Annotated in this window: 14 protein-coding genes; 4 read left to right on the top strand and 10 right to left on the bottom strand. The window is 36.0% G+C overall.

The annotated features are described in order from the left end of the window. The first annotated feature begins 52 nt into the window (after positions 1-52). Entirely contained in the window at positions 53-2,875 is a 2,823-nt protein-coding gene (locus tag OL225_RS01060) for an aminopeptidase (protein ID WP_264516997.1), read from the top strand. A gap of 186 nt (positions 2,876-3,061) precedes the next feature. Here OL225_RS01060 and OL225_RS01055 read toward each other — a convergent pair whose 3' ends face one another. Both OL225_RS01055 and OL225_RS01050 read right to left on the bottom strand, forming a co-directional pair. Beyond that, entirely contained in the window at positions 3,062-3,871 is an 810-nt protein-coding gene (locus OL225_RS01055) for a T9SS type A sorting domain-containing protein (protein ID WP_264516996.1), read from the bottom strand. 156 nt (positions 3,872-4,027) lie between these two features. Then, positions 4,028-4,897 carry a T9SS type A sorting domain-containing protein gene (locus OL225_RS01050; RefSeq protein WP_264516995.1) on the bottom strand — a complete coding sequence of 290 codons (870 nt, stop codon included), beginning with the start codon at positions 4,895-4,897 and terminating at the stop codon, positions 4,028-4,030. A 155-nt stretch (positions 4,898-5,052) separates the two neighbouring features. On the opposite strand from OL225_RS01050, the gene OL225_RS01045 reads away from it, so the two are divergent. After that, complete coding sequence (locus OL225_RS01045; protein WP_264516994.1) at positions 5,053-8,280, top strand: hypothetical protein; 3,228 nt, start codon at positions 5,053-5,055, stop codon at positions 8,278-8,280. Positions 8,281-8,356: 76 nt separating this feature from the next. Here the strand turns inward: OL225_RS01045 and OL225_RS01040 are convergent, their stop codons facing one another. Beyond that, positions 8,357-10,327 carry a T9SS type A sorting domain-containing protein gene (locus OL225_RS01040; protein ID WP_264516993.1) on the bottom strand — a complete coding sequence of 657 codons (1,971 nt, stop codon included), beginning with the start codon at positions 10,325-10,327 and terminating at the stop codon, positions 8,357-8,359. Between the two features lie 198 nt (positions 10,328-10,525). Here OL225_RS01040 and dusB point away from each other — a divergent pair, with 198 nt between their 5' ends. Beyond that, entirely contained in the window at positions 10,526-11,521 is a 996-nt protein-coding gene (gene dusB / locus OL225_RS01035; protein ID WP_264516992.1) for a tRNA dihydrouridine synthase DusB, read from the top strand. 51 nt (positions 11,522-11,572) lie between these two features. Here dusB and deoC read toward each other — a convergent pair whose 3' ends face one another. The 5 genes from deoC to OL225_RS01010 all read right to left on the bottom strand — a co-directional run bounded on the left by deoC (position 11,573) and on the right by OL225_RS01010 (position 16,065). Further along, positions 11,573-12,316, bottom strand: a complete 744-nt coding sequence (deoC, locus tag OL225_RS01030; RefSeq protein ID WP_264516991.1) for a deoxyribose-phosphate aldolase — start codon at positions 12,314-12,316, stop codon at positions 11,573-11,575. Positions 12,317-12,320: 4 nt separating this feature from the next. Beyond that, on the bottom strand, positions 12,321-12,791 hold the full coding sequence (locus OL225_RS01025) for an Lrp/AsnC ligand binding domain-containing protein (RefSeq protein ID WP_047379047.1): 471 nt from the start codon (positions 12,789-12,791) through the stop codon (positions 12,321-12,323). Between the two features lie 27 nt (positions 12,792-12,818). After that, positions 12,819-13,754 (bottom strand): endonuclease/exonuclease/phosphatase family protein, encoded by a 936-nt coding sequence (locus OL225_RS01020; protein WP_047379049.1) that lies wholly within the window; start codon positions 13,752-13,754, stop codon positions 12,819-12,821. A 380-nt stretch (positions 13,755-14,134) separates the two neighbouring features. Beyond that, positions 14,135-14,806 (bottom strand): tRNA (guanosine(37)-N1)-methyltransferase TrmD, encoded by a 672-nt coding sequence (trmD, locus tag OL225_RS01015; RefSeq protein ID WP_047379050.1) that lies wholly within the window; start codon positions 14,804-14,806, stop codon positions 14,135-14,137. After that, on the bottom strand, positions 14,803-16,065 hold the full coding sequence (locus OL225_RS01010; RefSeq protein WP_047379051.1) for an NAD(P)/FAD-dependent oxidoreductase: 1,263 nt from the start codon (positions 16,063-16,065) through the stop codon (positions 14,803-14,805). The genes trmD and OL225_RS01010 overlap by 4 nt, the downstream gene beginning before the upstream one ends. 66 nt (positions 16,066-16,131) lie before the next feature. Here OL225_RS01010 and OL225_RS01005 point away from each other — a divergent pair, with 66 nt between their 5' ends. Beyond that, positions 16,132-16,995: a glycoside hydrolase family 25 protein gene (locus OL225_RS01005; RefSeq protein ID WP_047379052.1), complete on the top strand. Its 864-nt coding sequence runs from the start codon at positions 16,132-16,134 to the stop codon at positions 16,993-16,995. 142 nt (positions 16,996-17,137) lie between these two features. Here the strand turns inward: OL225_RS01005 and OL225_RS01000 are convergent, their stop codons facing one another. After that, on the bottom strand, positions 17,138-18,793 hold the full coding sequence (locus tag OL225_RS01000; protein WP_264516990.1) for an alpha/beta fold hydrolase: 1,656 nt from the start codon (positions 18,791-18,793) through the stop codon (positions 17,138-17,140). A 145-nt stretch (positions 18,794-18,938) separates the two neighbouring features. Beyond that, complete coding sequence (locus tag OL225_RS00995) at positions 18,939-19,451, bottom strand: 5' nucleotidase, NT5C type (protein WP_047379053.1); 513 nt, start codon at positions 19,449-19,451, stop codon at positions 18,939-18,941. Positions 19,452-19,463 lie beyond the last annotated feature (12 nt).

Below are 19,463 nucleotides of genomic sequence, written 5' to 3'. Positions count from 1 at the left end.
ATCCTATAAAGTATATACAAAATAAGTTATATTTGACCTTTATCACGAATATTTGAAAAAGATCAGCATTTGCCTTATTTTGTTCTGGGGAGTCGCACAGGTTTCTGCACAGAAAGACAGTATCTATATTGAAGCTAAACTGTCTCCTGACAAAAAGAACCTTGAAATCAGTCAGGAAATTGTTTACTACAATCATTCTGAAAAAGACCTGCAGACTATAAAACTCCTGAATTGGGTTTCCGCTTACAACAGACGCGGAACTTCTTTAGTCTACAGAAAACTGGAAGACAGAAATACTGATTTGCACTTTGCAAAAAGTGATCAATTGGGAAAACTTCTTGAACTGAATGTTAAGAATTCTGAAAATGAAGTCATTCCTGTTACTACAATCTCAGATGAAAATCTTTTTATTCCTCTGAAAAATGTATTAAAACCTGGCGAAAGCGTCACTCTACAGTTGCAATACCGGATGCAGCTTCCCGATAAAACTTTTACGGGATACGGAACATCCGCTCAGAATACAGTATTAAAATATTTCTTTATTGTTCCGGATCATTTTGATCCGGACAATATTTCCAAAAGAAACTACCACGATATTGAAGAACCAGTAAGTTTCAATACTTTCTGGACCGTAAACTTTGATATCCCTGTAAATAATTTTGTGGAAGGTAATCTCCCACAGGTTCAGATGAACTCATTCAAAGGATATCTGGATTCGGATCCTGAGTTTTTGATTTCACCGACTGGCTATCCTTCAATAAAAACCAATGTTGACGGAGCTGAAACCGAAATTAAGTTTGGTTATAATCTAAAACCGGAAGAAAAACAAAATCTGGAGTTTTATCTTCCTTTACAATTAAAATTCCTGAAAGAAAGAATCGGTATTCTTCCGGAAAGCATTTTTATTTCAGATAAATTCAGAGCTAAGGAAGACTTTTTCGGAAATAATGACATTACTTTCTGGAAGTTCAGATTTCAGTTATTTACCAATGCTGAAAAGACAGATCTGGATTATTTTGGAATCATTGCCAAGAAAATTCTTGATGAAAAAGTTATTGCTGATAAAGAAAAAGACCATTGGTTTAAAAACGGTTTAAAATCCTACCTGGAAATCCAGTATCTGAAAAAATTCTATGCTGACACCAAACTTTTAGGCACGCTTCCTGAGACCAGAGTATTCGGAATCAAACCTTTAAAATTTTTCCATGCATCCAAAGTAAAACTTCTGGATCGTTACGGACTTTCCTATCAGTATATCATGCTGCAAAATCTTGATCAGAAAATTGATGAGCACTTCCCTGTTTTAAGCAACTTCAATGACATGGCTGTCAGTAGTTTTGAAACCGGAAGTCTTTTTAATTATTCAGCGGATAAAATGGGGTATGACAGCTTCAATAATATTATAAAAAGTTATATCTCTCAGAATTCCGGAAAAAAAATTAATCCTGAAGATTTCCTGTCTTCCCTTTCCGATAAAAATAAATCAACTGCCTATCTTTCAAGCTTTTTAAAACAGAAAAACAGAGTTGATTTCAAATTAAAAAACATTAAAAAAGCCGACGATTCTCTTGAGATAAAGATTACAAAAAATACAGATATTTCCATTCCTGTAAAGCTAGAAACAGAGACCAAAGAAGGAGAAAAAAAGACATACTGGATAGATACTGAAGAAAATGAGCGCATTACCAACCTGTCGCTTCCTGCTTCTGATAACATCTATAAAGTTACATTAAATAGCGGCTACACCTTCCCTGAATCCAATTACAGGGATAACTTTCTGTATGCAAAAGGTATATTTTCCAATGCAAAAAAAATCAAACTTAAATTAATAAAAGACATTCCAAATCCGGAATACAACGAAATCTATATCACCCCAAGAGTACGTTTCAACAATACATATGATAAATTTCTTTTGGGAATTAACTTAAAAAACCAATCTTTATTTGATCAGAAGTTCCTCTATTCAGTTACTCCTACCTACAGTACTGGAACAGGAAAACTGACAGGCTCGGGAGCTGTTTCCTACTCTATTCTGCCTGCCGAAAGTATTATCAGAAGCTTAACCTTTGGCGTTTCCGGTTCTTATTTCCATTACGATTATGGTTTAGCCTACAGAAAGAGTTCAATAGCTTCCTCTATTAATTTCAGAAAAAATCCCAGAAGTACCGTAAGCAGAAGCATCGGAGTTTCCTATAATTATTTTGAAAGAGATCTGAGCCCTAAAATGATTGCCAATAACGACTACAGCAAATACAATGTCTGGACTGTCGGATATGGGTATAGTGACAGCCAGATGATCCATGAAAAAAGTTTTAGTCTGAGCACACAGGGAATGGAAGATTTTAATAAAATCACAGCTGAAGGTTTTTACAGATGGGAATTTGCTCCTAAACAAAAGTTGAGTTTACGTTTATTTGCCGGATATTTTTTAAGAAACAACACAAGGAATAATCTTTTCGACTATGGAATTTCCAGAGTTTCCAATTATTCATTCTCTTATAACCTTTTAGGAGAAAGTGCCAGCAGCGGTCTTCTTTCGCAGCAGTTTATATTAGCTGACGGTGGTTTTAAATCTTTTCTTCCGGGAACAGTAAACCAATGGATCACTTCAGCCAATGTAGATTCAAGTGTATGGAAAATATTCCATGTGTATGCTGATGCCGGGGTTTATAAAAACAAAGATCTTCCTGCAAAATTCATATGGGACACCGGAGTTAAAGTAAGAATCATCCCGGATTTCCTGGAGGTTTATTTCCCGATACAGTCTTCTTTAGGTTTTGAGCCTTCATTCAAAGATTATGGAAAGCGTATCAGATATACATTGATTCTTAACCTTGGATCAATCATTAATGCAGCGAGAAGAGGCTGGTATTAAAATACTGAAAAAAATAAAAAGATAGTCTCAAAAGTCAAATAATTTGGCTTTTGTCATTCTGACGAAGGAAGAATCTTATTAGCAGACGAGCTCATGAGATTCTTCACTACATTTCTGAACTGCGTTCGCAGACTTTCAGTCTGTGTTCAGAATGACATTTTCAAAGAAGCTATTTTTTATTAAAAACTAATCTTTTATAATTTTCTGTGAGATTGGAATATTGTTAATCGTTCCGGTAACAATATAAGTTCCTTTTGGGAGCTCAGCAATATCAAGAGTTGAGGCTAATTTCGTAGGTGATTTTTTAACAATCTGCCTGAAGGTATCATAGATTTTCACATCTTTCACTTCCGTTCCGAAGACAATTTTGCTGTCCTTTATAAATGGATTCTGTACAAACCCGGATTTCACACTGCCTTCCAGAGAAAAATCAGCCATATTATCATTACTGCCTACCAATGTTCTTTTTATAGCTGTAGTTGTGGTTGGAGAAGGAGCTGGCCCATCTCCTTTAAACTGATCTGCATTTGCCCCGTAACCTACAAAGTCCAGGACGTTAGATGCAGAAGGTCCGGTAACCTGTACTATATTTCCGGCTAAAGCAATCTTTCCCGATACATTGGAAATTCTTAATCCGGAAGATTTGTTGGGTGTTCCATCGAAACTGGTAATAGTAGTGGCAATAAAATCCGGTGTTGGTAAATTTTCAACACCTCCATCAATGGCTGATTCCTGAATCAAATATGTTTCATCAGGACCCAAAGTAAAATCCGGAAGCGTATGATACTCGGTAAAAGCCCCTATTGCCGGAGCATATTGTATGCTTGCCCCGGTCAAAGAAACCAGGTTCGTTCCAATGTTTTTGAGCACAATATAATTATTTTTCAATACGGCACCTGAATCTGCATTCCCGCCATAAATCTCATTGATCACAATCTGAGCATTTGAAAAGGCAGTTAATGATACAAGCCCGATAAGAGTAAAGATTTTTTTCATCGTAATAATTTTAGAAATGGATTTGTAATAAAAATATCAAAAACAATACCACCAAATTAAGAAATAAACAGCATACAAAAATCTAAAAACCAGTAATAATCACATAAAAAAACAGCCGCTTCATTGAAGCGGCTGTTTGTATTTTATCTAAAGAGATTAGTCTTTAAGAACTTTTTGAGAAACCGGCTGGTTATTTACTGTACCTGTTACGATATAATTTCCTTTTGCCAGTTCAGCAATATTTACAGTTCCGTTTTGTTTCACAGAACCTTCTTTCACAAGCTGTCCGAACATATTGAAAACTTTCACGTCTTTTACATCAGATCCGAAAACAATCTCATTGTTTTTAACAAAAGAATTTTTTACGAAGTTCCCTGATTTTACGTTTTTAGTATCGATAACTGCTAAAGAAGCAGTAGACGAAGTAACAGTTAAAGAAATATCATCTATTCTCCAGTTGGCTGTACCAAGAGATGGAGTTCCTGTACCAGGACTATCACTTCCATAGATTCTTAAGGTAACCGGAGCTGATTCCGCTCCTACTAAGTTAGTACCTGAAAAAGTGATATTATTCATTGTCCATGTACTATTGTTATTTACATTTACAGTTCCTATTGCAGTAGCATAATTGTCAATGCTTGAATATACTGTAATCTTTCCAGGTCCTGTAGAGGTTCCTCTGGATCCTAAATTTAAAGAATTTAAAGTTACTTTATTACCAGCAACAGGAGTAACAGTAACGCTAAAATAAGTACTTGCAGTGGTAGAAAGAGCCTCTTTAAAAGCAGCAGCACCAAAATTACTGGATCCACTTGCACCTGTATAGCCAGAAGATACTGATGAGGTGGTAATTAAATTTGTAGTACCATTATTATTTCCCTGAGCAGCCGCGAATGCTACACTTGAAATATTAGCATTTGTACCGGAAATAGGATTTACAGAAGTACAATCCCACAGGTAAGTTGTTTGTGCAAAAGCAAATGCACTCACTACTACTGTAGCGAAAAGAGAATAAAGTTTTTTCATGATTGAATTTTTTTCTTGATTAATAAATTTCTTTATATCACAAAACTACACTTAACTTGTTTATTTGAGACAATAAATAAATTAAGTTTTTGTTAATTATAATTGACCTCTTAATGTTAACATTTTTTAATTATTTTTACGAATTATTTTAAAAGTTGCGGAATTTTATCATCCTATTCGTTTTATTCTTCTTAGGCATATTTTCAGGAAATGCTCAGGTATTTTCATGGAAAAACCCCAATGTTCCTGAAGACAGTATTAAAAGGGATAGTATTCTTGCCGCACGGCTGGAACAGGATCTCTTTGTAAAAGACACCCTGGATTTCATAAGAACACACAATAAGATCATTATTGATGAAGCTGTACTGGCAAAAAATGATAAAAAGAGATTCTTAGGAGAGCTTAATTCAAAAGGTTCCATTATCCGTGGGATAACTTTTGGTAACAACCAGGGACAATCTGTACAAAGTTCCATGGATCTTCAGATTTCAGGACGGCTGTCAAAAGATGTTACGATTTTAGCCAGTATTTCGGATCATAACCTTCCTATTCAGGCTGATGGCTATACCCAGACTTTAGAAGAGTTTGATAAAATCTATATGCAGCTTAACATTAAGGAAAAGTCTATTCTCAGAGCCGGACACCTTGATCTTGTAGAAGCTAAAAATTATTTTGCGAAATACCAGAGAAGGAGTATGGGGCTTCAGTTCCAGACAGAATTTGGGAAGGAAAATAAAACATTAATAGATATTTCCGCCGGTGTGGCACGAAGTGAATTCCATAGAATTCGTTTTCAGGGGGTTGAAGGTAACCAGGGACCTTACCGTCTGACCGGTAAGAATGGTGAACAGTTTATTACGCTGATCTCCGGTTCTGAACAGGTTTTCATTGATGGTATCTTAATGAAGCGAGGAGAAAACCAGGATTATATTATCAATTACAATACCGGTGAAGTTACCTTTACCAGTTTCCGTCCTATTTTCCAGCAGAACTTCATCACAATCTCTTATAACTACGCCAACAGAAATTATTCAAGATATTTATTTACCGGAAAACTTGAGCATCAGAGAGAAAAATTCAAAGTGGGTCTAAACTGGTTCATGGAAAATGACAATAAAAATGCACCCCTTTCTTTAAATCTTTCTAAAGAAGATGAACAAATCCTTGCTGAAGCAGGAAATGATCCTAATCTGATGTATGCACCATCAGGAGTTGTTACCGAATATGATGTCAATAAAATTTTATACAAATTAAACTCTGCAGGAAATTTCTACGAATTTTCTACGGATCCTAACTTAACACTTTATCAGGTTTCTTTTACTTATTTCGGAGCTAATCTGGGAGATTATAAAATAGCACAGACAACCAATAACGGACGTGTTTTTGAATATGTAGGGCCTAATGCCGGAGATTACAGAGCGGTAAGAAAACTTCCTTCTCCTCAGAAATCACAGGTATATTCCCTGAATTCTGAGTATTTATTGAATGAAGGAAAAATAGGAGCTGACATCTCCCTGAGTAATTATGATGTCAATTTGTTTTCATCAAAAGATTCTGATCAGAATATGGGCTATGCGTGGCGTATTTTCGGAAATAAAAGCTTTACGAAAAACACATGGAAGGGAACTCCAAGTTTTGAATATCAGTATATAGACAGACAGTTTCATATTCTTGACCGTATCAATGATGTGGAATTCTCCAGAGATTTCAACCTTACACAAGAGTTTAATAAGAAAACTCAAAACAGGTTTATCTTCAGCTTCCTAAACAAATGGAATAATAAGTCTACTTTAAATTACCGTGTCAATTATCTGAATGAACAGGACTCTTACAAAGGGCTTAAAAACGATCTTGATTTCGGATGGATCACAGGAAAACTCTTTACCAAAGGGAATTTATCTTATCTGAGTACCAATGCTACCCTTCAGGATACTAAATTTATCCGTGGAGGAATTTCAACAGAATTTACCGGTAAAAAAGGCAGCTGGGCCATTGGTGGAAGCATGGAACACAATGAGAAAAAGTACAATGACACTCAACTTATGGATGTCACGAGTTTCAGCTGGAAAGAAATTTTTTTGCAAAAGAAGATCGGTGACAGCACAAGAACCAAGCTATTGGCAAAAGTATACATGAGAGATAATGACTCTGTGCGTGGCAACCGACTTCAGAATATGAATAATATTTTGGGATTCATGGCCGAAAGTCAAATCATCAAAACGGAAAGAACTACGCTAAATGCACTAATCCATTACAGAAAATTTTTCTACTCAGGTGCAGAAGGTGATGTTACCCGAAATAATGACTTCGTAGTTGGAAATATTTTATACAATCAACAGCTTTTCAGAAACGGAATGCGTCTTCAGGCCTTCTATGAACTTGGAAACGGACAGGAGGCACAGAGAGAGTTCCAATACATTAAAGTAACGGATGGACAGGGTGTATATAAATGGACAGATTATAACGGAGATGGCATACAGCAGCTTGACGAATTTGAAATTGCAGAATATTCAGATCTTGCCCAATACATTCGTGTGTATACCAATTCCGTAAGGTATATTCCTTCCAATAAAAATAAATTACAGCTGGCATTATTTGTCAATCCTGCAATTGTTTTTAACTCAGAAAACGGATTTTTAAAGCGCTGGAATTTCAATATTTCATTGAATTCTCAAAACTCATTCTATAAAAAGGATAAAGTTCTTGTTCTGAATCCTTTTGAAAAAAACAGCGATCAGATTCTTAAAAATCAAAACATACTGGCTTCAGTACAATTCAATCCGACTGATAAATCAGGCTGGAATGGTAACTACAGATTTATCACAAACGATAATCTTATCAATGCCAATTTTAGTAATGAAGAGCGTGAGCAGACCTCCCATTTCCTGAATATCGGATACTGGTTCAATAAAGAATTCAGAGTAGACTGGGAAAACTCAGTGCATGATATCCAAAACTCTTCGCAATTATTTAAAACAAGGGACTATCGTCTCAATAATTTTGAAACAAAGCCTAAGGCTACTTATAAATTTACCGATGCCATACAGGCTGAACTGTCCTCTGCTTTCCGTCAAAAACAAAGGCTGGATGGTGAAGAACTTCTTAAAGCTTTTGATGTTACAGGAACCATCCAGTGGGAGCGCAGAAAAACGTCTATCCGCGGAAATTTCTCATTCATCAGCAATAATTTTACCGGAAACAACTTCAGTATTGTAGGAAATCAGATGCTGGATGGTTTGAAACCGGGAAAAAACCAGGTATGGAGTGTATTTATTCAGCAGGCGATCAACTCGTTTATCCAGCTGAATCTTAATTACGAAGGAAGAAACTCCGGTGACCGAACCATTCATATCGGAAGTATGCAGGTAAAGGCAAGTTTTTAAGTTTAATAGTTCCTTTTTACAGTAAAAAAATCCCCAATAGTGATATTGGGGATTTGTATTGGTTATTAATTAATTTTTATTTTTTAATAATTTTAAGTGATTGTGAGTCTTTTTCAGTATTCACTTTTAAGATATAAATTCCTGCAGGAGCACGTCTCATATCTACAGAACCTTTTTCTGCGTTAATTGTTTCGCTATGGATTCTTTGTCCTGAAACATTATATACTTCAACATCTTTGATTCTACTGTCATTATTGATGTAAAGGTAATCTACAACCGGGTTCGGATAGAAATTGACAGTATTCTTTTTCATCGTTTCATTTACAGCCAATACTGTTGCTGTAAATTCAAAACTTCCGAGATCCGGTGTTACAGCATTTCTTGTATTACCATCAGCATCCAATGTTACTTCAGCAACCGGAGTTCCTTTATTATCAAGAGCTGCATTCCCTGTACCAGACACATGGAAGTCCGTTGCTGAGACAAATACCGGCAAAACATTCAAAGAATTTACATTACCTCCAAATCCTGCCTGGATATCAGCAAGGGTAGCTTTTGCAGCTCCCCCGATATATCCGAGATTGGCTCCGGAAGAATAAAAATTATTATAATTAATGGTAGAAAAAACAGTACTGGCTGCGCCGGCATAAATTGCATATCTATCTCCTGCCTGAGTTTGGGTATTGACAAAAAGGTTATTTCTCACATCTATGCCTCCTGCACCAGTTACCCCGCTTGTAATATTCAAGGCAGATGGTCTTCCTGCAACTGTCTGGCTTACATCCATTACAACAGTATTATAATACACTTTATATCCTCCGCCCGCAGCGATGATAATTCCGTTTCCGTTGTCATTTACCCCACCTGTTGTTGCATAGCCATAACCTGCCACACCGCTTACGATATTGTTGGCTACTAAAGTATTGGAAGTAAGATTTGTTGTCGCCAGATAAATCCCCTGTGCTCCATATCCGGATATATTGGTATTTTTGATTCCGGTTATTTTATTATTAGTGATGGTCATTCCATTGGTCAATGTACCTCCTGCATAAATTCCGGCAAACAGAGTTCCCGTTCCACTGGAGGTAAAGTTGGAAATCGTATTTCCTTTTATAATAATATTGGCTGCTGCGGAAGCTCCCGTATTACCAGAAGTTACTGTTATACCGGAAGCCCCTCCGGCACCGGTTCCGGTGTAGCCCAGATTGGTAATCGTATTTGAGATAATTGAAGAATTAACGGTTGCTGTTGCAAACCAGATTCCTCTTTTGATTTCTGCATTGGTAGTTTCAAAATTACCAAGGGTATTGTTACTTACTGTGACTCCATCCGCTCCTTGTACGTAAACCCCTCCAAGACGATTAGCATCTGTTCCTGAAGCATTTATATCATTACCGGTAACCAATGTATTTCCTCCGTTACCTGCTGCTGTAGCTGCAAATAAATAGATTCCCATATAGGCTTTTTTCACAGAATTATTCTGAATGGTAACATTATTAAAAAAACCTCCGGTAGGAGTTGTAGCTCCGTCATACATTACCAAAGCCGAAGAATTATTAATACCATTTATAATATTCAGGTTTTTAACCATAATATTGGTATTGGCCGCCGCTGCAGAAGCCGCAATAAATGTAAGTACCTGCGGAGCAGTAACAGAAGTATTGGTAAGGGTAAGATCTCTTGTAGTTCCTGAAGCAGCATTACTTCCATCTAAAGTAATATTACTGCCCTGTATTCTCACTAAAGGGGCACTGGCAACATCTCCTGAAATAGTAGCCGTAACTCCTACTGCCGGTTTAATCGCAACAGAAGTATAGCTTGTTGCTCCCCCGCTGGCATTCAGGCTGGCAGTTGCCGTTTCAGTTGTGTTAGCTGTTATACTGATTGCAATTGCTCCCTGATGTGTTCCCGCATTAATAGCGTCAAATGCTCCCTTTAACGTAGTATAGGTTCCTGTAGCTGTACCTGCCGTAGCAGACACATTCACTTGTGAATAAAAATTTGATGCAGCAAAGCCTGCCATCAAGCAAAATAGAAGTTTTCTCATATTATTAATTTTTGTTTGTATTAAATATAAAAAATATTTTTCAATATAATACCAAAAACATTGAAAATCAATTATATAAATTCAATAAAAAATTAAAATAATATCATAAAATCCCTTAAATAAACAGAAATATACTAAATACAGAGCATATTACAAATAGTAAAATATTGTTTTTTCAGAATTTCGTAAATTTGCACCATGATAAAAATAGGCAACATAGAACTGCCGGAATTTCCACTTTTGCTGGCTCCGATGGAAGACGTAAGTGATCCTCCGTTCAGACGTTTGTGTAAAATGCATGGTGCAGACTTAATGTATTCGGAATTTATTTCTTCTGAAGGGTTGATTCGTGACGCGATCAAAAGCCGTAAAAAGCTTGATATCTTCGATTATGAAAGACCAGTGGGTATACAAATCTTTGGTGGAGACGAAGAAGCTATGGCCATGTCTGCAAGAATTGTTGAAACAGTAAATCCGGATCTGGTAGATATCAATTTTGGATGTCCTGTAAAAAAAGTTGTCTGCAAAGGAGCAGGTGCAGGTGTTTTGAAAGACATTGACCTGATGGTTCGTCTTACAAAAGCTGTTGTAAGCTCCACCCATCTGCCTGTAACTGTAAAAACCCGTTTAGGATGGGACAGTACCTGCATTAATATTGATGAGGTAGCAGAACGTCTGCAGGAAACAGGAATCAAAGCTCTTACCATACATGCGAGAACCCGTGCTCAAATGTACAAGGGTGAAGCAGACTGGGAGCATATCTCCAGAATCAAACAAAATCCTAATATTGAGATTCCAATCTTTGGAAACGGAGATATTGATTCTGCTGAAAAAGCATTAGAATATAAACAAAAGTATGCATGTGACGGTATTATGATTGGACGTGCTGCTATTGGCTATCCATGGATATTCAATGAAATCAAGCATTTCTTTAAAACAGGAGAGCATTTACCTGCCCCTACAATATCAGACCGTTTATTGGCAGTTCGCCAGCATGCAGAATGGAGTGTTGAGTGGAAAGGAGAAAGATTAGGATTGGTAGAAATGAGACAGCACTACAGTAATTATTTCAGAGGGATTCCTCACTTCAAGGACTTCAGAAAAAAATTCCTGGAAGTTTTCACATTGGAAGAAATGAACAGCTTAATCAAAGAAACCCAACAGTTCTACGAAGAATATCAGGCACAGGTATAAATATAAAAACCATCAGCAAAACTGATGGTTTTTTATTATTTGAATCTTAGATTAATATCCTTCTGATGGAGATTGATTTTTAATCAACGCCAAAGCTGAAGAGGTTCCTATTCTTTTCACTCCCATATTGATCATTTTCTCGGCATCTTCAGGGGTTCTTACACCACCCGCTGCTTTTACAGGAAGTTTCCCTGCGTTGTTGAGCATAATTGTTATTCCTTCAAAGGTTGCTCCGTTAGGTTTTCCTTCGGGTGTTTTGTAGAATCCTGTTGAAGATTTAACAAAAATTTTTGACCAATCGTTTTCAGAGAAGTTCTCTTCTGCCCAGGTAGAAATATTTTTGGTAAGATCTGCAATTTGTTCATCTGTCAAAGCGGCTATTTCAATAATCCATTTTGCTATTTTATGATGTTCAAGAGATAATCTTGTACATTTTACAAATTCATCTTTTACCAGCTCTACATTACCTTGCAGATAAGCTGTATAATTAATAACGAAATCCAATTCATCAGCACCGTCTTCTATTGCTTTTGAGGCTTCAGCAAGCTTCTCATCAACAGAATAGGTCCCTTCGTGAAAGCCTATTACAGTTCCTACTGCAACATTTGAATTTCTTTCCTGAATATATTTCCTGATCTCTGCTACATAATCCGGGCGAATCATTACTGCAAAAATGCCATTCTCAATAGCTTCCTGTGCAAGTTCTTTATCTTTTTGAAGTGTTTCTTCATGGGAAATACCTGATTGTTCCGGTGTTTTCAGGTAGGTTGAATCCAAATATTGGGCTATGTTCATATCGTTATACTTTCAATTGTCTGTAAATACCTTGTTCCAAAGATATAAAGGTTTCTGTTCTTGTTACTCCTTTCAGCTTCTGAAGCTTGTTAAGGATCTGCATTAAGTGATCATTATCTTTACAAAGAACTTTCAGGAATATGGTATAATTTCCTGTTGTGTAATGGGCTTCCACTACTTCGTTAATATCATGCAAAGATTTTACCACCTCTGGATAATGGCTTGGCTGATCCAGAAACACACCAATGTAGGAAATCACCTTGTATCCTATTTTTTTAGGATTAAGAAATGATATTGAATTTTCAATAACTCCTGCATGTTCGAGTTTTTTGATTCTTTGATGCACTGCCGTTGTGGAAATTCCGACATTTTTTGAAATGTGGGCTAAAGAAGTTTTAGCATTATCCATCAACATGTAGATAATTTCCTTGTCAATAGAATCTAAATGATAGCTTGTGTTGCTCGAATTTTTCATTTTCTACTTTTTTATTATTTATGTTTTTTACTGTAAACTTTTAAATTTTACAAAAACCGGAAAGTGATCACTATATCCTCCTAAATACCGTGTACCGGCATAAGTTCGGAAAGGTCGTCCTTCAAAATTTCTGGTTCTGCTGCGGATTTTTTCAGAATTGAATATATGGGCATCCTGAAAAGTCAGCGTCTTATTATCAAGCAAAGATCTTGACATAATGATCTGATCATACAACAATCCAGATTTATAATGAAAAGTAGAATAATTTCTTGTAGAAAACAATTGCTGAAAAGGATTCATTAAAACCTTCTCATGGTCATTGTTATAGAGAATCTGTACTAAATTTTCATCATCCGGGTTTTCGTTAAAATCACCACACAATATGACATGCTCTTTATCAGCATCTACTATTTTCATAATCCGTTGCCGGACTTCATTCAATATAAAGGCTCTTTTAGGTTTATTGATGTCTTTTTCTCGCTTAGAGGGAAGATGGGCGATAAAGACATTAATAATTTCCCCTTTATATCTAATTTTTGAAAAAAGTACGTCTCTGGTTGTGTCGTAATTTCCTGTGTTTTTATTTAGTATTTCAAAAAAGAAAGTAATGGTTTCCGAATCTATTACCTCTACTTTATTTTTATCATACAACATGGCTACATCCACTTTTCTTTCGTCCATAGAATTGTAATGCACAATTCCATATTGCGAATGAAAGGGCTCCATCTCAACAAGATCTTCCAATACTTTCCTTCCGGAAACTTCAGACAATCCTATTACAAATGGCATTACACCGTTTTCCTCCTTCATTAACTGAAATACATGGGAGATTTTGAAAAGCTTATTATTATATCTTTTTTCATCCCAATTCCTTAATCCTGACCGGGTAGGATCTAATTTGTGGACAGGTTTCGGATCGGGTAAAAATAAATTTTCAACATTATAAAAAGAGAACAGTTCCATCTACACTAATTTCTATACTTTAATTTATTATGTTCTTTTTTCCTTAAGATGTAAATTTATTATTTTTTTTTAAATTCCTTTGATTTACCTTAAGACAAGCAAATCAATTTCCAATAAAAAACTATTCAAATATAATAAAAAATATCAATGAAATCAGTTATAATAAAATAATTTTTCAATTATCAGGGAGTTTTAACATATTAATCAAAATAGAAACAATACGTAAAACTCAAAATAATAGAAACAAATTTTCAATTTAAAATTAGAAATATTAATATTTTTCGCTCATATTAAATTTACAACAAATATTATTCCATTTACATTCATAAAAAATGGAATTCAAAACTGGTAAGAATTAAATAAGTTTCAACAATATTTGACTACAGTAAATCGGGGCGTTTTTCTCTGGTGATCCTTACAGCTTCATCATGACGCCATTCTTCAATTTTTCCAGAATTTCCGCTGAGTAAAATTTTAGGCACGTCCAATCCTTTATAACTTTCAGGTCTTGTATAAATTGGCGGTGAAAGAAGATCATCCTGAAAACTATCCGTTAAGGCACTCTGTTCATCATTTAAAACTCCGGGAAGCAGTCTTATGACAGAGTCTGCAAGAACGCAAGCTGCCAGTTCCCCTCCCGTAAGAACATAATCTCCTATTGAAATTTCTTTTGTGATATGAAGATCTCTTACTCTTTGGTCTATTCCTTTATAATGGCCACAAAGAAAGATCAGATTTTCTTTTATGGAAAGAGAATTGGCAATTTTCTGATTTAAAGTAACTCCATCCGGTGTCAGATAGATTACCTCATCATAATTTCTCTGCGACTTAAGCTCTGAGATACACTTATCCAGCGGCTCAATCATCATGACCATTCCTGCTCCGCCTCCGTAAGGTTCATCATCAATTTGTCTGTGCTTATTGATAGCCCAGTCTCTCAGTTGATGAAAATGTACTTCTGCCAGCCCTTTATCCATCGCTCTTTTCAAAATAGAAGTTTTGAACGGACTTTCCATCAATTCCGGAAGTACGCTTATTATGTCAATTCTCATTGTAATGTTCCGTTTTTCTTAGTAGGTATAATAATTAATCTTAAAGAAGAATCTTTGTTCACATAGCTCCACATCCAGTTGAAGAATATGGCCAGCTTATTTCGAACGCTCAAAATTAGCATTAAATGGAGAAACATCCAGAAATACCATGCCAGAAATCCCTGGAATTTTATAAATGGCAGATCAACAACGGCTCTGTGCTTCCCTATGGTTGCCAATGAACCTTTATCATCATACTCATACTCTGCCCACTCGTTCTGACTTTTCTTTAATAGATTTTTACCTAAATTTTTTGCCTGATTAATGGCTACGTTTGCTACCTGCGGGTGTCCTTGTGGATATTTTGGAGTTTCCATATAGGCAATATCCCCGATGGCATAAATATTATCGTATCCTTTTATTTTATTATATCGATCTACAATATATCTGTTTCTTACTAATTTTTCTTCTGGGAAACCTCCTACCACATTTCCGGTAACTCCGGCTGCCCAGATTACATTATTGGACGGGATTTCTTTCCCGCTTCTAAGATGCACTTTATCTCCATCATAATCTGTCACCACTTCTCCGCTCATAAAAGTCACTCCAAGATCTTTGAGGTATTTTTCAGATTTCTCCTGAGCCTCACTGCTCATTACAGCAAGGGGTTTTTCTGTGGAACTCACCAGAATAATTTTCAGATGGTCAAAATTCATGTAGGGATAGTCTCTGGGAAGGATGTCTTTTTTCATTTCGGCAAAAGCACCCGCCAGCTCTACTCCGGTAGGTCCGCTTCCTACGATAACAATATTCCAGTTCCCGTCATCGCTTCTGCTTTTTTCAATAATCAGCTTTTCAAAGGTCATCAACACATGATTTCTTATGCTGATGGCTTCCTGGGTATTTTTCATTCCGAACGCTTTTCCTTCAAGATCTTTGTTCCCGAAAAAATTAGTTTTACAGCCCGTTGCAATGATGAGTTTATCATAAGTAAATTCTGCCTCATCGGTAATTACTTTATTGCTGGCAGGGTCTATTTCTTTCACCTCTGTCATACGGAACTGTGTGTTTCTGGACTGCTGAAAAATCTTCCTGAAAGGAAAAGAGATATTGGAGGGTTCTATCCTTCCTGAGGCTACCTGATAAAAAAGCGGCTGAAACATATGGTGATTCATCCGATCCAGAACAATGACCTTTTTGTTCTTGTTATTCAATGTTTTTGCAAGCTGCAGCCCCGCAAATCCTCCTCCTATAATGATGATTTTTTCGCGTGTTTCCATAATACACAAATTTACTGATTTTATTTTAGCATTTAGCAGTGAAAAAAGTTAGTTTTGCAAAACTTTATGACACCAAAAAAGTACACCAAAAAAACTGCCAAACAGCTCCATAAAACAAGACGGAAGAACTATTTTTTCCGTAGAAAAGTAATATTGGCCATTTTAATTGTTGCCCTTATCGGAACCGGCTTTTATTTAAAGCAATCCATCAGCTATTATTATGCATTGTACTTTAACAAATTTACTCACAAGAAACTCCACAACAGCGAAAGAGAAGCCGCAAGAATTCAGAGAATTTTAACGAGCAACCTTGATAAAACATACGGTTTTGATGTTTCCCATTATCAGAACAGGGAAGATATCAAGTGGGACAGCCTCAGCATTGGTAATAAAACCATTCCGCTGGAGTTCGTCGTTATGCGTGCTACGATGGGGAACCGAAGTGCTGACAAGCATTTTGAGGAGTTTTGGGAAATGGCTAAAAAGCACAATCTTATCCGGGGTGCCTACCATTTTTACAGAGCGGATGAAGACCCTGTTATTCAGGCCAATAATTTTTTAGCAAATGTAAAACTTGAGGGTGGAGATCTTCCTCCTATTCTTGATATTGAAAAAATTCCAAAGCGTAAAACGAACAAAAAACTGATTGAAGACTTAAAAGTCTGGTGTAAAATTATAGAGGAAGCTTATGGTGAAAAACCTATCATTTATACCTATTATCATTATTACAAAGATTTCCTGAAAGGTGAATTTGAAGATTATCCTTTATGGCTGGCCAATTACAATGATGTTCCTTCTCCTTCCCCTGATGATCAGTGGGATTTCTGGCAATTTACAGAAAACGGGATTGTTCATGGCATCAACGCCAAAGTGGATCTTGATATTTACAACGGCAATTCATGGTCTTTAAAAAGACTGACTCTGGATTAGCAATAAGAAAGAAAAATAGAAGCGGGAAGATAGCAATTGATGAAATTTCATTTATCCAGTATGTACATTTCAATGAACCAACTTTCAGAATTAGCTGACTGATATAACTTCCAGCCTCCAATTTCCCGCTCCCAGCCTTTATTTAATTACTTTTTCCTAAAAAATGCAGAATATCTGTATTGAGCTGGTCCGCATTTTCAAAAGGAATCATATGAGTAGCATTGTTGTAGATTTTGAGTTCTGCATTGGGAATTTCTTTAGCGATGAGCTCGGTGTGCTCTGGTTTAATAACATCTTTATCTCCGGCGATCACCAATACCCTGCTTCCAATTTTATTTAAATCTTTTTTACCGATGCGAGGCTGTGTCAGCATAATCTTCAGAAGTCTTTGTTCATTAAACTTTTTAGGATCCTTCAGTTCTTTCATTACCAGCATTTTATTTTCAAAATGACCGGTAAGCTTATCATCTACTCCATCAGGAAAAGCATTTGCTCCAATGGTTATCAATTTATTAAGTCTTTCCGGGTATTTCAGAGCGAATTCCAGACCTGTATTTCCGCCATCACTCCAGCCTGCGATATTTACTTTATCAAGATTTAGCTTATCCGCCAAAGCTTTCACATCATCTGCAAACATTTTATAGGTAAAATCTTTTTTAGAAGAATCTATACTTTTTCCTTGCCCTCTGGTATCTATCGCAATTACTTTGTATTGCCCGGACAAAACGGGGATCTGCTGATAAAAATCTTTAATACTTCCTGAATTACCATGAAGCAGAATCAATGGCTCTCCTTCACCATAGATTTCATAATAAAGATCTGTATCCTGAAGTTTGAGATATTTCCCGGCAGTTGTATTTTGACCATATATTGTATGTTCTGACTCCTGAACATATTTTGATACATCAGGCATCATTGCTTCAGCACTATCATCTGAAAAACCGCCTTCCTCTTCGGTATTGCTATTGCCGTTTTTATCCATTTTCACATCAATATTTATGGCAGGTGCAGCAATAGTCATTTTTTTCCAATCTCCATAAAATTCTCTTATAAATCCTGTTCTAAATAATGCTGCACTTATTTTCACCGTTCCTTGAAAATCTTTCAAGAATTGAATTCCTACAAAGAATTTTCCCTGAACCCAAATATTACGGTCATTTACATCCAGTGTATAAGTCCCGTCTTTAATCATATCTTCAGTAAGCTCTACTGTGATTTCCTCATCCAAAACATTCTTATCCGGGAACCCGTTTTTTTCACTGTAAATACTATATCTCATCAGGACCGGCTGACTGGAAGTATAACTCGCAATATTCAGGTTGATATTTTTAATCTTGGACCTTTTTTTTGCGTTAAACTCCAATGCCGTTTCTCCTAAAAAATTATCTTTGTTTAGCCCCGGATTCACTGAATATAAAACACTTTTTGTTTTCGTATTAACACCCCAGTTTTTATCTACAAGTTTCTTAGGTTTAATCGCAATTTCTTTAATATTTTTAATTTTTTCTCTCAAAAATATTTTCTGCAGATCATGCTTTTTAAAATCCTGTACAGCCTCCGTATACATTTCATAGCCCGGCACTTCAATGATTACTTTTTTTTGCGGAGCTAATGTGGATAAATCAATTGAAAAATTTCCTTTTCCATCAGAAACCACTCCAACATTTTCTTTATCAACACCTATTTTCACATAAGGAATCGGTTGATTTTCATTTTTAGAAATAATAGTCCCGGAAATAATCTGGGCATGGAAGGCTGAAGCTGCCAAAAGAAAGAATAAAGTGTTACGTTTTTTCATGTTAAAAGTTTGATGCAAACTTATTTCTTTTCAACAGCCCGCTCTCATAACATCTTATTAAATTTAATCTACCTTTAGTTAAAATTCATTTAAAGCTTTCTGCTATTTTTATGATTATTCTAAAAAACATTTAAATCCCCTGCTTTTAAAGGATATTCATAACATCCTCCCATGAATGCACTCTTTGATAGGTATCGTTTTCTATCAGCTCATTATGAGGCTGCGTGAATATCAGTCTGTCTCCGGTAAAATGATCTAGATTTTTAGGATAGTCGTCAATCATAATATCTCCGGAAACTACCTTTTTGCTTCCGCAAAGAACAATCTGCTCCCAGGTGATGAATGGAAAATGTTCTGCAAGCCAGTCATATTTTTCTCTTAAGCTATTGGGAAATTCCATACCTGCAGACACGATATACAGATCGTATTTATTATTCAGATATTCCATTGCTTCACGGCTTCCTTTCATTACAGGTAAGGTTCTGAAAAAGCCTACCTCATTTACATGCTTTTTTCCGTTTGGAAAAGATTCTATTTCAGGCTTCCCAGCCAAATCACTGATTTCAATTTCTCTTCCTGTATCTCTTTTTTCAAATTGTACCAGCTGATGATATACATCCGCCATTACCCCGTCCATATCTACAATAACTTTTTTCATTGTTTCAATCAG

The sequence above is a fragment of the Chryseobacterium viscerum genome (assembly GCF_025949665.1).
In the GTDB taxonomy this organism is placed as follows: domain Bacteria; phylum Bacteroidota; class Bacteroidia; order Flavobacteriales; family Weeksellaceae; genus Chryseobacterium; species Chryseobacterium viscerum_A.
Note: the sequence above shows the minus strand (reverse complement) of the source record. Positions and strands in the feature narration are given on the sequence as shown.

Bases quoted from the DNA above. Each gene is read 5' to 3' on its own strand.
- OL225_RS01055 (WP_264516996.1), bottom strand. From the start codon at position 3,871: ATGAAAAAAATCTTTACTCTTATCGGGCTTGTATCATTAACTGCCTTT.
- OL225_RS01050 (WP_264516995.1), bottom strand. From the start codon at position 4,897: ATGAAAAAACTTTATTCTCTTTTCGCTACAGTAGTAGTGAGTGCATTT.
- OL225_RS01040 (WP_264516993.1), bottom strand. From the start codon at position 10,327: ATGAGAAAACTTCTATTTTGCTTGATGGCAGGCTTTGCTGCATCAAAT.
- dusB (WP_264516992.1), top strand. From the start codon at position 10,526: ATGATAAAAATAGGCAACATAGAACTGCCGGAATTTCCACTTTTGCTG.
- deoC (WP_264516991.1), bottom strand. From the start codon at position 12,316: ATGAACATAGCCCAATATTTGGATTCAACCTACCTGAAAACACCGGAA.
- OL225_RS01025 (WP_047379047.1), bottom strand. From the start codon at position 12,791: ATGAAAAATTCGAGCAACACAAGCTATCATTTAGATTCTATTGACAAG.
- OL225_RS01020 (WP_047379049.1), bottom strand. From the start codon at position 13,754: ATGGAACTGTTCTCTTTTTATAATGTTGAAAATTTATTTTTACCCGAT.
- trmD (WP_047379050.1), bottom strand. From the start codon at position 14,806: ATGAGAATTGACATAATAAGCGTACTTCCGGAATTGATGGAAAGTCCG.
- OL225_RS01010 (WP_047379051.1), bottom strand. From the start codon at position 16,065: ATGGAAACACGCGAAAAAATCATCATTATAGGAGGAGGATTTGCGGGG.
- OL225_RS01005 (WP_047379052.1), top strand. From the start codon at position 16,132: ATGACACCAAAAAAGTACACCAAAAAAACTGCCAAACAGCTCCATAAA.
- OL225_RS01000 (WP_264516990.1), bottom strand. From the start codon at position 18,793: ATGAAAAAACGTAACACTTTATTCTTTCTTTTGGCAGCTTCAGCCTTC.
- OL225_RS00995 (WP_047379053.1), bottom strand. From the start codon at position 19,451: ATGAAAAAAGTTATTGTAGATATGGACGGGGTAATGGCGGATGTATAT.